Here is a 14254-nt window from a genome sequence, read left to right as displayed (position 1 = left end):
CCCACAGGTCCTGCACTGCCTTCAAGACCTGTGCGGTCCCTGTGGGAGCTGGCTTGCCGGCGATTGGGACGCGAAGCGGCCCCTAAGGCCCCGGAGAACAACATGACTACTACAATCATCGCCAACGACACCGAAGCCCTGAACGTCGCCGAAGAAGTCGCCCAAAACCTGCGCCGCGACAGCGCCCTGCGCGACCGCGAGCGCCGCCTGCCGCATGCCGAACTGGAGCTGTTCACCCGCTCCGGCCTGTGGGCCATCAGCGTGCCCAGGGCCTTCGGCGGCGCCGGCGTGTCCAACGTCACCCTGGCCAAGGTCATCGCCCGCATCGCCCAGGCCGACGGCTCGCTCGGGCAGATTCCGCAAAACCATTTCTACAGCCTGGAAGTGCTGCGGGTAAACGGCACACCCGAGCAGCAAAAGCGCCTGTACGCCGAAGTAGTGGCGGGCAGCCGCTTCGGCAACGCCCTGGCCGAACTGGGCACCAAGACCGCCAACGAGCGTACCACTCGCCTGACCCGCGACGGCGACGGCTTTCGCATCAACGGCCGCAAGTTCTACTCCACCGGCGCCATCTACGCCCAGCGCATTCCCACCTCGGTGGTCGATGAGCAGGGCGTGCAGCACCTGGCCTTCGTCCCGGCCGACAGCAAGGGCCTGCAAGTGATCGACGACTGGAGCGGCTTCGGCCAGCGCACCACCGGCAGCGGCTCGGTGGTGTTCGACAACGTATACGTCAGCGCCGCCGACGTGTTGCCGTTCCAGAGCGCCTTCGAACGCCCCACCCCGGTCGGCCCGCTGGCGCAGATACTTCATGCCGCCATCGACACCGGCATCGCCCGCGCCGCATACGAAGATGCCCTGCACTTCGTACGCACGCGCAGCCGCCCCTGGGTCGACTCCGGCCTGGACAAGGCCAGCGATGACCCGCTGACGCTGAAGAGTTTCGGCCACCTGGCGATCCGCCTGCACGCTGCAGAAGCCTTGCTCGAGCGCGCCGGCGAACACCTGGACCGCGCCCGCGACGACAGTACTGCCGACAATGTGGCCGCCGCTTCCATCGCGGTGGCCGAGGCCCGTGCCATCAGCACCGAGATTTCCCTCGCAGCCGGCACCACCCTGTTCGAACTGGGCGGTAGCCAGGCCACCCTGGCCGAACACAACCTCGACCGCCACTGGCGCAACGCCCGCGTGCACACCCTGCACGACCCGGTGCGCTGGAAGTACCACGCCATCGGCAACTACTACCTCAACGATGCCAACCCACCACGCCGGGGGACCATCTGATGGCCAAACAGATACTGCTCAATGCCTTCAACATGAACTGCATCGGGCACATCAACCACGGCCTGTGGACCCACCCACGGGATACCTCGACCCAGTACAAGACCCTGGATTACTGGACCAGCCTGGCGCGCCTGTTGGAGCGCGGCTTGTTCGACGGGTTGTTCATCGCCGACATCGTCGGCACCTACGACATCTACGGCCAGTCGCTGGACGTCACCCTCAAGGAGTCGATCCAACTGCCGGTCAACGACCCGCTGCTGCTGGTCTCGGCCATGGCCGCCGTCACCCGCCACCTCGGCTTCGGTCTTACCGCCAACCTCACCTACGAAGCGCCGTACCTGTTCGCCCGCCGCCTTTCCACCCTGGACCACCTGAGCAATGGCCGGGTGGGCTGGAACATCGTCACCGGCTACCTCGACAGTGCCGCCCGGGCCATGGGCCTGGCGCAGCAACCCGAGCATGACCGCCGCTACGACCAGGCCGACGAGTACCTGCAGGTGCTGTACAAGCTGCTGGAAGGCAGCTGGGCCGATGATGCCGTGGTCGCCGACTGCCAGCAGCGCATCTATGCCAGGCCCGACAAGGTGCGCAAGGTCGATCACAAGGGCGAGTTCTACAAGGTCGATGGTTACCACCTGTGCGAACCCTCGCCGCAACGTACACCGGTACTGTTCCAGGCCGGCAGCTCGCAGCGTGGCCTGGCCTTCGCAGGCAACCATGCCGAATGCGTGTTCATCAGTGGCCAGGACAAGGCCGCCACCCGCGCCCAGGTCGACAAGGTGCGCGCCGCCGCCCAGGCCGCTGGCCGCAACCCGCAAGCGGTCAAGGTGTTCATGGGCATCACGGTGATCGTCGCCGCCACCGAGCAGCAGGCCCAGGCCAAGCATGCCGAGTACCTGCGCCATGCCAGCGCCGAGGCCGGGGTCGCGCACTTCGCAGCGTCCACCGGCATCGACTTCGCCGCCTACGCCCTGGACGAGCCGATTGTCTTCAGCCAGGGCAACGCCATCCAGTCAGCCACGCGCCAGTTGCAGGACAACGCCTGGACCCGCCGGCGCCTGCTGCAGCAGCACGCCCTGGGTGGCCGTTACGTGACCCTGGTCGGCGCTCCCGAGCAGGTGGCCGAGCAGCTGATCGCCTGGATCGATGAAACCGGCCTGGACGGTTTCAACCTGACCCGCACCGTAACCCCGGAAAGCTTCGAGGACTTCATCGACCTGGTCGTCCCGCAGTTGCAACAACGTGGCCGCTACAAGACCGCCTACGCCGAAGGCACCCTGCGCGAAAAACTGTTCCAGGCCGACCACCCGCATTTGCCCGCCGACCACCCTGGCTCGGCTTACCGCTTTACCTCTACCCCTGCCCCGACTGGAGCCCTGCACCATGCTTGATAACCTGTTCCGGCCCGTCGCGGCCATTGCCCTCACCCTCGGCCTGACTGCCAGCGCGCTGGCTGCCGAACCGCTGAAGATCGGCACCACCTCGGCCTTCGCCATCCCGCTGGAAGCCGCAGTGGAAGAAGCGCACAAGCAAGGCCTGGAAGTGAAGCTGGTCGAGTTCAGCGACTGGATCGCACCTAATGTCAGCCTCAACAGCGGCGACATCGACGTGAACTACTTCCAGCACATCCCATTCCTGGAAAACGCCAAGGCAGCCGCGGGCTTCAACCTGGTGCCCTACGCCCCGGGCATCATCAACAACGTCGGCCTGTACTCGAAAAAGTACAAGACCTTTGCCGACCTGCCCGAAGGTGCCAGCGTGGCCATCGCCAACGACCCGATCAACAGCGGCCGTGGCCTGCAGCTGCTGGCCAAGGCCGGGCTGATCACCCTCAAGCCGGGGGTCGGCTACAAGGCCACCGAGGACGACATCGTCGCCAACCCGAAGAAACTGAAGATCCTTCAGGTCGAGGCCGTACAGCTGGTACGCGCCTATGACGACGCCGACCTGGTTCAGGGCTATCCGGCCTACATCCGCCTGGCCAACAGCTTCGACGCCGGCTCCGCACTGCTGTTCGACGGGCTGGAGAACAAGGAATACGTGATCCAGTTCGTCATTCGACCGCAAAGCAAGGACGACCCGCGCCTTGCCAGGTTCGTCGACATCTACCAGCACTCGCCAGTGGTGCGGGCAGCCTTGGACAAGGCCCATGGCAAGCTCTACCAGGCCGGTTGGGAGGGCTGACATGAGCCAGGCCAGCGCGCTCCGGGCGCCCACCGCACAACCACTGCCGCCAACGGCCAGGGAGCAGGCCTTGCGCCCGGAGGTCAATGAAGCCCATGTGCGCTTCATCGGCCTGGGCAAGACCTACCCGGGCCAGGCGCAACCGGCCTTGCAAGGCATCGACCTGAACATCCGCCATGGCGAGATCTTCGGCATCATAGGCCGCAGCGGCGCCGGCAAGTCATCGCTGCTGCGCACCATCAACCGCCTGGAGCAACCCAGCCAGGGTCGGGTGCTGATCGACCAGGTGGACATCGCGCCCTTCGACGAGGACCACCTGGTAGCCCTGCGTCGGCGCATCGGCATGATCTTCCAGCACTTCAACCTGATGTCGGCCAAGACCGTGTGGCAGAACGTCGAACTGCCCCTGAAGGTGGCCGGCGTGGCCAAGGCCGAACGCCAGCGCAAGGTGCGCGAACTGCTGGAGCTGGTCGGTCTGCAGGAAAAGCACCACGTGTACCCGGCGCAGCTGTCCGGCGGACAGAAGCAGCGCGTGGGCATTGCCCGGGCGCTGGTGCATGACCCCGAGATCCTGCTGTGCGACGAGGCCACCTCGGCGCTGGACCCTGAAACCACCGCGTCCATTCTCGAACTGCTGCGTGACATCAACCAGCGCCTGGGCCTGACCATCGTGCTGATCACCCACGAGATGGCGGTAATCCGCGATATCTGCCACCGGGTGGTGGTGCTGGAACGTGGAGAAGTAGTCGAGCAGGGTGAGGTCTGGCGGGTGTTTGGCTCACCGCACCACGAAGTCACCCGTACCCTGCTGGCACCGTTGCAGGCCAGGTTGCCAGCCGCGCTGCAAGCCAGCCTGCGGGCCAGCCCGGCAAGCCGCGACAGTGCTGTGGTGCTGAGGCTGACCCTGTTCGGCGAGCCCGAACTGACTGCCCTGTTCAATGACCTTGGCGGCCGTGTGCGACTGCTGCAGGGCGGGGTGGAAACCATCGGCGAGCATGCCCTGGGGCAGCTGATCCTGTCGGTGCAGCACTCGCCGCACGACACTCATCAATTGCTGGAGCGCGCCCGCCGCTGGGCCGCGGACGTGGAGGTACTGGGCCATGTGGCTTGATCGCTTGCTGGAAGGCTTGCTCGATACCCTGCTGATGGTCGGCGTGTCGTCGCTGATCGCTCTGCTGGTGGGAATACCGATGGCAGTGCTGCTGGTTACCAGCGACAAGGGCGGGATCTTCGAGGCGCCGCTGCTGAACCGCGTACTGGGAGCCTTCGTCAACCTGTTCCGCTCGATCCCGTTCCTGATCCTGATGGTCGCGCTGATCCCCTTCACCCGCCTGGTAGTGGGTACCACCTATGGCGTGTGGGCGGCGGTGGTGCCGCTGACCATTGCCGCCACGCCGTTCTTCGCGCGGATTGCCGAGGTCAGCCTGCGCGAAGTCGACCACGGCCTGGTGGAGGCAGCACAGGCCATGGGCTGCCGACGCTGGCACATTGTCTGGCATGTGCTGCTGCCAGAGGCGCTGCCGGGGATTGTCGGGGGCTTCACCATTACCCTGGTGACCCTGATCAACTCCTCGGCCATGGCCGGAGCGATCGGTGCAGGGGGCCTGGGGGACATCGCCTACCGCTATGGCTACCAGCGCTTCGACAGCCAGATCATGCTGACCGTGATTGCCATGCTGGTGGCGTTGGTGGCGTTGATCCAGCTGGGTGGAGACCGGTTGGCGAAAGGCTTGAACAAGCGCTGAATTCTTCGCGGGCACGCCCGCTCCCACAGGTACTGCACAGGGCTTGAATACAACGATATCCCTGTGGGAGCAGGCATGCCCGCGAAGGGGCCTTCAACCCCAGCGCAAATCCCCGGCAGGCACCGGCCGCCCGAACCAGTACCCTTGCCCCAGCTGACACAGCTCATGCAGCAGGAAGCTGGCCTGTTCTGCCTGCTCGATGCCCTCGGCGTGCACCTGCATGCCCATGCTGCGAGCCAGGGCGATGATCACCCGGACAATCGCGATGTCGTCTTCATCCAGCGGTAACCCGGCAACGAAACCCTGATCGATCTTCAGCTTCTGCACCGGCAAGCGCTTCAGCCGCAGCAGCGATGAATAACCGGTGCCGAAGTCGTCGATAGCCAGAGTCACCCCCAGCTCGCGCAGGCGATGCAACTGCTCCAGGGCCACCTCCGGGTCCTCCATCACCGCGCTCTCGGTCACCTCCAGCTCCAGCAAGGCCGGGGCCAGGCCGGTGTCGCGCAGTACCTCGGCCACCTGTTGGTACAGCTCGTGCTGGCCAAACAGGCGGCTGGAGATGTTCACCGCCACGAACGCCAGCTGCCGCCCTTCACCCTGCCACCGTACCATCTGCCGACACGCCTGGCGCAGTACCCAGGCGTCGATCTCGGCAATCAACCCAGTGCGCTCGGCAATCGGGATGAACTCGCCCGGTGGCACCAGCCCGCGCTGGGGGTGTTGCCAACGCACCAACGCCTCGACGCCGACCTGGCGGCCGGTCGTCAGGTCGTGCACCGGCTGGTAGAACACCCGCAGCTCGTCCTGCTCCAGGGCCCGGCGCAGCTCGCCGGCGGTTTCGACCCGGTGCTGGGCGTGGGCGGTCAGCTCTTCGGTGTACAGCGCATAGCAGGCCCGCCCGTTGCTCTTGGCCTTGTACAACGCCGAGTCGGCATTGCGCAGCAACTGCTCGGCACTCAAGGCATCGCTGGGGAACAGGCTGATGCCCACGCTGACACTGATGAACAGGCGGTGACCGTCGAACAGGAACGGCTGGCGCATGCGCTCGATGATGCCCTGCGCCAGCTTGCCCGCCTGGCCGACCTCATGGCAGTTTTCCGCCAGCACGCCAAATTCGTCGCCCCCAAGGCGCGCCAGGGTCACGCCGCTGCCCAGCACCTCACCCAGGCGCTCACCCACCAGTTTCAGCAACTGATCGCCAATAGTGTGGCCGAGGCCATCGTTGATGCTCTGAAAGTGGTCCAGGTCCAGCAACAGCAGGGCACAACCACGCTTGTTGGCCTGGGCTGCAGCCAGGGCCTGCTCGGCCCGGTCGTTGAACAGAAGGCGGTTGGGCAGGCCGGTCAGAGGGTCGTGGTGGGCCAGGTAGGCCAGCTCCTGTTCAGAATGCTTTATTGCACTGATGTCGCTGAACACAGCCACGTAGTGGCTGAGCTCGCCCTCATCGTCGCGGATGGCGCAAATGGTCTGCCATTGCGGGTAGATTTCGCCGCTCTTGCGCCGGTTCCAGATTTCCCCACTCCACTCGCCCTTTTCCGCCAGGGTGGCGAAGATCTGTTGGTAGAACGCCGAGCCATGGCGGCCCGACTTGAACTTGTTCGGGCGCTGGCCGATGACCTCGTCCTTCTGGTAGCCGGTAATGCGCATGAAGGCACGGTTGACGTGCACGATCAGGCCATCGCGATCAGTCACCAACACGCCTTCGAGGGTGCTGTCGAACACCGCTGCGGCCATGCGCAGGCGTTCACGGTCTTCGCCACGCATACGCGCGCCAACGCCGATGAAGTCGAGCAGCCGCACCCGCGAAACATAGATAAGCAAAGCGCTGAGCAGCACCCAGACCACCAAGTTGATCTGTCGGCCCACGGTCCGTGCCAGAGGATCGTCGGTCATGCCGTGCAACAACACCTCGGCCAGCGTCAGCCAGAGGACCGAGAGCACCACATACAGCGCAGCCATGCGCAAGGCGTCGCGAACGGAAACAGACATGTCGGGTGCAATTGCCCATAGAAAAGGATGGGGCATTATAAAGGCTGAAACATGCCGTGACCTCCTATCTGAACGGTTGACTGGTTTTATTTCCCAGCCAAGGGATAATCGGCCCTTCCCCCTGCATTTCGAGGGTATCTGCACCTATGTGGTACAACGGCCTGCTCGACTTGTCGGCCTGGCAACTGGTCGGCATCACTTTGCTGATGACCCACGTGACCATTGTCAGCGTCACGGTCTACCTGCACCGCTACTCCGCGCACCGGGCCCTGGAGCTCAATGGCGCGCTCAAGCACTTCTTCCGTTTCTGGCTGTGGCTGACCACGGCGCAGAACACCCGCGAATGGACTGCCGTCCACCGCAAGCATCACGCCAAGTGCGAAACCCCCGACGACCCGCACAGCCCTGTGCACAAGGGCCTGAGTACGGTGCTGCGCAAAGGGGCCGAGCTCTATCGTGAAGAGGCACGCAACCCCGAGACCCTGCGCATTTACGGCAAGAACTGCCCGGACGACTGGATCGAGCGCAACCTCTACTCGCGCTACAAGCTGGGCGGCATCGCGCTGATGGCGGTGATCGACCTGCTGCTGTTCGGCACCATCGGCATCACCATCTGGGCAGTGCAGATGATGTGGATTCCGTTCTGGGCCGCCGGCGTGGTCAACGGCCTGGGGCATGCCCTCGGCTACCGCAACTTCGAGTGCCGCGACGCCGCCACCAACCTGGTGCCGTGGGGCATCGTGATCGGTGGCGAAGAGCTGCACAACAACCATCACACCTACCCCAACTCGGCCAAGCTGTCGGTCAAGCGCTGGGAGTTCGACATGGGCTGGGCGTGGATCCGCCTGTTCTGCCTGCTGCGCCTGGCCAAGGTGCAGCGTGTGGCGCCCATCGCCCACCGGGTGGCCGGCAAGGCCAGCCTGGACATGGACACCGCCATGGCCATCCTCAACAACCGTTTCCAGATCATGGCCCAGTACCGCAAGCTGGTGATCGGCCCGCTGGTCAAGCAGGAACTGGCCCGCGTCGATGCCTCGCTGCGCCACCACTTCCGCCGCGCCAAGCGCCTGTTGTCGCGCGAGACAAGCCTGCTGGAAGACCGCCACCATGTGCGCATCGAGTCGATGCTTGCCCATAGTCAGGCGCTGAAGACCATCTACGAAAAACGCCTGGCCCTGCAGCAGATCTGGGCGCGTACCAGCGCCAACGGCCACGATATGCTGACCGCCATGAAAGACTGGGTACACGAGGCGGAAACCAGCGGCATCCACGCCCTGCGAGACTTCGCGGCACAGCTCAAGACCTACTCCCTGCGCCCGACCGGCGCCTGACCGCCGTTGATCGGCACGCCCGGTTTACGGGGCGTGCCGCCTGGAACTTCGCCCTCTCGTTCACACTCATATCTGGCACATCGCCCGCGTGGCGGGCCAGATGCTGGCCGCACGCTTTCACGCCGAGATCTGCTCCGTGCACATGGCCAAGAACATTCCAACGACACTGCCCGGCACCCCACCTCCCGAAGCCGCCCAGACCTTGCTTGCGCTGCTCCACGCCCAGGGCGAGGTTGCCCGCCTGAGCGAGCGCGAGCAACTGTTCAGCTCGCTGCTCGACAGCGTCAACGCGGTGCTATGGGCCTTCGACTGGGAAACCCGTCAGGTGCTGTATGTCAGCCCCGCCTACGAGCGCATCTTCGGTCGCCCGGCCAGCCTGGTGCTGGCCGACTACAACGAGTGGCGCGACAGCATCTACCCCGACGACCTGGAGTTCGCTGAGCGCAGCCTGGCCCAGGTCCTGCTCAAGGGTTCGGTGGAAGACCGCGAATACCGAATTCTCAATGCCGAAGGTCAACTGCGCTGGCTGAGCGACAAGTGCTACATCAACCAGCAACGCGATGGCGACCGGGTGATCATCGTCGGCATCGCCGAAGACATCACCGAGAAAAAGCAGCTCGAAGGTGAACTTCAGCGCCTGGCCACCACCGACGTGCTGACCCAGAGCAGCAACCGTCGGCACTTTTTTGAATGCGCCCAGCAAGCCTTCGACAACGCCCGCGAAGACGGAACACCACTGGCCTTCCTGCTGCTGGACATCGACGACTTCAAGCGCATCAACGACAGCTACGGCCACCAGGAAGGCGACCAGGTGTTGCAGCAGATCGCTGATAGCGGCAAGGCTGTGCTACGCCGAGGTGACCTGTTCGGGCGCATTGGTGGCGAGGAGTTTGCGGCAGTGTTCCCGGGCTGCAGTGCCCAGGTCGCGGAGCAGATTGCCGAGCGCTTGCAGCGGCAGATCCAGCGGCTGAGCTTCAGCCATGGGGAGCAGACCTACGGGGTGACGGTTAGCCAGGGGGTGACCGGGCTGACGGACGATGACGCGGCGCTGGACAGCCTGTATGCCCGGGCCGATGCGGCGATGTACCAGGCCAAGCGGCAGGGCAAGAACCAGATCGTCCGCGGTTGAGCCCTGGGGTGCTCTGCACCCCAATCGCCGGCAGGCCAGCTCCCACAGGTACGGCGCAATCCTCTAGCCTTGAGCATTACCTGTGGGAGCTGGCTTGCCGGCGATGGGCCGCAAAGCGGCCCCAAAATCTCAGCTGGAAACCTCGGCCTCAGCCAACGGCGGCTCTTCCTGCGGCTTCACCTCCAGATTCTCCACCTTAAGCAACCGCCTCAGTTCCGGCAGGCCAAGCTTGAGCAGTCGAGCGGTCTTGCTGCTGGCCACCTTTTCCAGCCCCTGCTCGGCCGGCAGCCGCACCAACTGCCCGGCCAGGTTCATGGCCAGGATCTCGCGCGAATACACCCCGCCGCCCAGCTGGTAGATCGCCGCGATCAACTCGCGCAACCCCAGCGGCAACCGCCAGCGTGTACGTAGCGCCGAGCCGAATGCGGCCCCGAACTCATTGAGCGACAGCTGCACCTGGTCCTCATCCAGCTCGCCCCCGGCCAGCCGCCATTCCTGCAGGCAGCGCAGCACCGCCAGGTCGCCCAGGCAATGCAGCAACCCCGCGCAATAACAACGCCCTTCGTCCAGTTCGAGCATGCGTGCCAAGGTGCGGCCATATTCGGCAGCGTGCAGCGACAACTCCCAGTAACGGGCCGCATGCTGCGCCAGCAGCGGGTCGCTGAGGCGCGCACTGCGCTTGAGGGTCATGCCCAGGATCAGGTTCATGCTCTGGGTGCTGCCAAGCTTGTTCAAGGCTTGCAGCAACGTCTGCACCGGTGCTTCGCGGTGCAGCGCTGCGCTGTTGGCCGCAGCGATCAGCACGGCGGTGATCTGCGGGTCGCCCTGCACTTCCTCTTCGAGCACTTTCAGGTTCAGGCCCTGAGGGTTGAGCGCGCGCTTGATCGCCACCTGCACATCGGCCAGCAGCGGCCCGCCATCGGCGGTAGCGCGACGCTGTTCGAGGTAGGCCGGCAGGCTGGCACCAGCTTGCAAGGCGGGCACAGGGCAGGCGATCTCTTCGCCAACCGCCAGCAGCAGCTCTTCCAGGCGCTTGCGCAGGGTGTCCAGGTTCAGCGGCTTGCTCAAGTAGGCCGTGGGGTGCAGGGGCAGTGCCTCGCGCACACTGGCACTGTCGCTGCGGTTGCTCATGAGGATGAATGGCAACCCCGGACCTTTGGCGCGCACCTTGCGCAACAGGTCGAGGCCATCGACGCCAGCCAGTTCGCGCGCGGCAATGATCAGGTCGGGTTTGCTGGACAGCGCACTCAACGCCTGCGAGCCGTCGGCGCAGACCTGAAGGCGGGCATCACAGCGCACGCTCAGGAGCATTTCGCTGAGCATGTCGCGTACCCAGGGGTCGCCCTCGACAATCAGTACGCTTGGTGGGGTGGGGTCTGCATCGTTCATCGCCAACTCCTGAATAGCCCTGACACACAGTCCGTCGCAGCTTCCTGAGCAAATCCTCCGACAACGATAGCGCCCCATGGCTTTCCTGGGCACAAAAAAAACCCGCCGAAGCGGGTTTTTTCTGAAGCACGTCACATCAGGCGATTTCAGCGAAGCACTCTTCGATGATAGCCAGGCCTTTGTCCAGCAGAGCGTCTTCGGCGGTCAGCGGAACCAGGATACGCAGGACGTTGCCGTAGGTACCGCAGGACAGCAGGATCAGGCCCTTCTCGCGAGCCTTGGCGACAACCTGGCCAACGGCAGCAGCGTTCGGGGTGTGAGTGCCCTTCTCGAAGACTTCGACAGCGATCATCGAGCCCAGACCACGGACGTCGCCGATGATCGGGTACTTCTTCTGGATTTCGCGCAGGCCAGTGGTCAGGCGCTCACCCACAGCTTTGCTGCGGTCCAGCAGTTTCTCTTCTTCGAACACTTCGATCACGGCCAGGGCCGCGGCGCAAGCGATCGGCGAACCGGCGTAGGTACCGCCCAGGCCGCCCGGAGCGATGGCGTCCATGTACTCGGCCTTGCCGCACACACCGGCCAGCGGGAAGCCGCCAGCGATGGATTTGGCGAAGGTGGTCAGGTCAGGCGCAACGCCCATCTGTTCCATCGCGAAGAAGGTGCCAGTACGGCCAGCGCCGGTCTGCACTTCGTCGGCGATCAGCAGGATGCCGTGCTGGTCGCACAGGGCGCGCAGGCGCTTCATCAGCTCTTTCGGCGCTGGCAGGAAGCCGCCTTCGCCTTGTACCGGCTCGAGGATGATCGCGGCGATGTCGCGTGGCTCGGCGTCGTTCTTGAAGATGCGCTCGACCGAGGCGATGGCGTCGTCAACGCTGATGCCGTGCAGTTCGCTCGGGAACAGGGCGCGGAAGATGCCACCTGGCATCAGGCCCATGCCAGCGGAGTACGGCACGACCTTGCCGGTCAGGCCCAGGGTCATCATGGTACGGCCGTGGTAGCCGCCGGTGAAGGCGATGACGCCAGCGCGGCCAGTGGCGGCACGGGCGATCTTGACGGCGTTTTCAACGGCTTCGGAGCCGGTGGTGACCAGCAGGGTCTTCTTGTCGAAGTCACCTGGGACCAGCTTGTTGATCTTTTCGCACAGCTCTACATAGGGTTCGTAGGCCAGCACCTGGAAGCAGGTGTGGCTGACCTTGGTCAGCTGCTCTTGCACGGCCGCAACCACTTTCGGGTGCAGGTGGCCGGTGTTCAGTACTGCGATGCCGCCGGCGAAGTCGATCAGTTCGCGGCCTTCAACGTCGATCACGGTCGAGTTCTTCGCGGTATCGACGAAGATCGGGTGGATCTGGCCAACGCCACGTGGGACGGCGGCGACACGACGTTGCATCAAGGATTCGTTGGTCTTGCTCATAATGCCCTCATTGCGCCGGTCTGGAGTGGCGCTTTTATTCGGGGGTGGCTGGGAGTGCTCGCGAACAGTATTCGTTGATCGACTGCCGTGAACGCCCTGGCCACCAGGTACTGCGATGTAAAAAAGGCCAGCGAGACGTCGCTCTCGCGCCCCGCTGGCAGAGGTAAAGCCGTTACCTTGCGATCAGACGCTGATGCACAGGTATTTGATTTCGAGGTAGTCCTCGATACCGTACTTGGAACCTTCGCGGCCCAGGCCCGAAGCCTTGATGCCACCGAACGGTGCCACTTCGTTGGAGATCAGGCCGGTGTTGATACCTACCATGCCGTATTCCAGGGCTTCGGCAACACGGAACACACGGCTCATGTCGCGGGCGTAGAAGTACGAGGCCAGGCCGAACTCGGTGTCGTTGGACATGGCGATCACTTCGGCCTCGTCCTTGAAGCGGAACAGCGGCGCCAGCGGGCCGAAGGTCTCTTCCTTGGCGACGGCAGCGGTCTTCGGTACGTCGACCAGAATGGTCGGTTCGAAGAAGTTGCCTTCGATGATCTTGCCACCGGACAGCACCTTGGCGCCTTTGCCAACGGCGTCTTCGATGTGTTCCTGGACCTTGGCGACAGCCTTGCCGTCGATCAGCGGGCCAGTGGTGGTGCCTTCTTCCAGGCCGTTACCGATCTTCAGCTTGGCAACAGCGGCGGCCAGCTTCTGGGCGAACGCGTCGTAGACACCGTCCTGCACGTAGATACGGTTGGCGCAGACGCAGGTCTGGCCGTTGTTGCGGTACTTGGAGATGATCGCGCCCTCGACCGCCTTGTCCAGGTCGGCGTCGTCGAACACGATGAACGGGGCGTTGCCACCCAGCTCCAGGGAAACCTTCTTGATGTCCTTGGCGCATTCTTCCATCAGCTGGCGACCGATTTCGGTCGAGCCGGTGAAGGACAGCTTGCGGACCAGCGAGTTGCCGGTCAGTTCGCCGCCAACTTCGCCAGCGCTACCGGTAACCACGCTCAGCACACCAGCCGGGATGCCGGCACGGTGGGCCAGTTCGACCAGGGCCAGGGCGGAATATGGGGTCTGCGAGGCAGGCTTGAGCACCATGGTGCAACCAGCGGCCAGGGCCGGGCCGGCTTTACGGGTGATCATGGCAGCCGGGAAGTTCCACGGGGTGATGGCCGCAGTAACGCCGATTGGCTGCTTGATGACGATCAGACGCTTGTCTGGCTGGTGACCCGGGATGGTGTCGCCGTAGACGCGCTTGGCCTCTTCGGCGAACCACTCGATGAACGAAGCAGCGTAGGCGATCTCGCCCTTGGCTTCGGCCAGCGGCTTGCCTTGCTCGGTGGTCATCAGGCGAGCCAGGTCGTCCTGGTTCTCGATCATCAGTTCGAACCAGCGACGCAGCTTGGCCGAACGCTCTTTGGCGGTCAGGGCACGCCAGGCCGGCAGGGCCTTGTCGGCGGCTTCGATGGCGCGGCGGGTTTCCGCAGTGCCCATCTTCGGCACGGTACCGATGACTTCACCAGTGGCCGGGTTGGTGACCTTGATGGTCTGGCCGTTGTCCGCATCCAGCCACTCACCATTGATGTAGGCTTGCTGGCGGAACAACTGAGCGTCTTTGAGCTGCATGTCGGCTTCCCGAATTGTTGATTGTTGAAAAGCGCCCAAGGCAGGGCATCGAGCGTTTGAAATCTCAAACGAATGCTAAGCGGCTGCTGGGGTGTTGGACAATAGGCTGTTCGAAAAAAAGAACGAATGGTTGAACACCCTGGCGGAAATTTCATCATTTGCA

11 protein-coding genes are annotated in these 14254 nt (G+C 64.1%); 7 read left to right on the top strand and 4 right to left on the bottom strand.

Translation table 11 applies throughout. The features are described 5' to 3' along the window. Window positions 1-102 precede the first annotated feature (102 nt). The 5 genes from ACK1U9_RS18015 to ACK1U9_RS17995 are packed head-to-tail and all read left to right on the top strand — an operon-like array spanning window position 103 to window position 5213. On the top strand, window positions 103-1284 hold the full coding sequence (locus tag ACK1U9_RS18015; RefSeq protein WP_085599941.1) for an SfnB family sulfur acquisition oxidoreductase: 1182 nt from the start codon (window positions 103-105) through the stop codon (window positions 1282-1284). Next, entirely contained in the window at window positions 1284-2675 is a 1392-nt protein-coding gene (locus ACK1U9_RS18010) for an LLM class flavin-dependent oxidoreductase (RefSeq protein WP_449110074.1), read from the top strand. Before ACK1U9_RS18015 ends, ACK1U9_RS18010 begins: the two co-directional genes overlap by 1 nt. Further along, window positions 2668-3468, top strand: a complete 801-nt coding sequence (locus ACK1U9_RS18005; protein WP_046614545.1) for a MetQ/NlpA family ABC transporter substrate-binding protein — start codon at window positions 2668-2670, stop codon at window positions 3466-3468. The genes ACK1U9_RS18010 and ACK1U9_RS18005 overlap by 8 nt, the downstream gene beginning before the upstream one ends. A gap of 1 nt (window position 3469) precedes the next feature. Next, window positions 3470-4579 carry a methionine ABC transporter ATP-binding protein gene (locus tag ACK1U9_RS18000; RefSeq protein ID WP_085599937.1) on the top strand — a complete coding sequence of 370 codons (1110 nt, stop codon included), beginning with the start codon at window positions 3470-3472 and terminating at the stop codon, window positions 4577-4579. Next, window positions 4569-5213, top strand: coding sequence for a methionine ABC transporter permease (locus ACK1U9_RS17995; protein ID WP_046614547.1), 645 nt, complete (start codon window positions 4569-4571; stop codon window positions 5211-5213). The genes ACK1U9_RS18000 and ACK1U9_RS17995 overlap by 11 nt, the downstream gene beginning before the upstream one ends. Before the next feature lie 93 nt (window positions 5214-5306). On the opposite strand, the gene dibA is transcribed toward ACK1U9_RS17995, so the two are convergent. Then, complete coding sequence (gene dibA / locus ACK1U9_RS17990; protein WP_085599935.1) at window positions 5307-7202, bottom strand: phosphodiesterase DibA; 1896 nt, start codon at window positions 7200-7202, stop codon at window positions 5307-5309. 146 nt (window positions 7203-7348) lie between these two features. Between dibA and desA the strand changes: the two genes are divergently transcribed. Both desA and ACK1U9_RS17980 read left to right on the top strand, forming a co-directional pair. Further along, window positions 7349-8533, top strand: coding sequence for a delta-9 fatty acid desaturase DesA (desA, locus tag ACK1U9_RS17985; RefSeq protein WP_153671306.1), 1185 nt, complete (start codon window positions 7349-7351; stop codon window positions 8531-8533). A 100-nt stretch (window positions 8534-8633) separates the two neighbouring features. Continuing rightward, window positions 8634-9662: a GGDEF domain-containing protein gene (locus ACK1U9_RS17980; RefSeq protein ID WP_196173551.1), complete on the top strand. Its 1029-nt coding sequence runs from the start codon at window positions 8634-8636 to the stop codon at window positions 9660-9662. Window positions 9663-9791: 129 nt separating this feature from the next. Here ACK1U9_RS17980 and ACK1U9_RS17975 read toward each other — a convergent pair whose 3' ends face one another. The 3 genes from ACK1U9_RS17975 to gabD all read right to left on the bottom strand — a co-directional run bounded on the left by ACK1U9_RS17975 (window position 9792) and on the right by gabD (window position 14091). Continuing rightward, entirely contained in the window at window positions 9792-11051 is a 1260-nt protein-coding gene (locus ACK1U9_RS17975) for an HDOD domain-containing protein (RefSeq protein ID WP_449110073.1), read from the bottom strand. 136 nt (window positions 11052-11187) lie between these two features. Further along, window positions 11188-12465, bottom strand: a complete 1278-nt coding sequence (gene gabT / locus ACK1U9_RS17970; protein WP_023662096.1) for a 4-aminobutyrate--2-oxoglutarate transaminase — start codon at window positions 12463-12465, stop codon at window positions 11188-11190. Window positions 12466-12648: 183 nt separating this feature from the next. Further along, the gene (gene gabD / locus ACK1U9_RS17965; protein WP_015268576.1) at window positions 12649-14091 is read right to left on the bottom strand and encodes an NADP-dependent succinate-semialdehyde dehydrogenase; all 1443 of its coding nucleotides are present in this window, start codon (window positions 14089-14091) and stop codon (window positions 12649-12651) included. Between the last annotated feature and the right edge of the window lie 163 nt (window positions 14092-14254).

The sequence above is a fragment of the Pseudomonas sp. XP1 genome, assembly GCF_053557675.1.
This window is presented reverse-complemented; position numbering and strand designations above follow the sequence as displayed.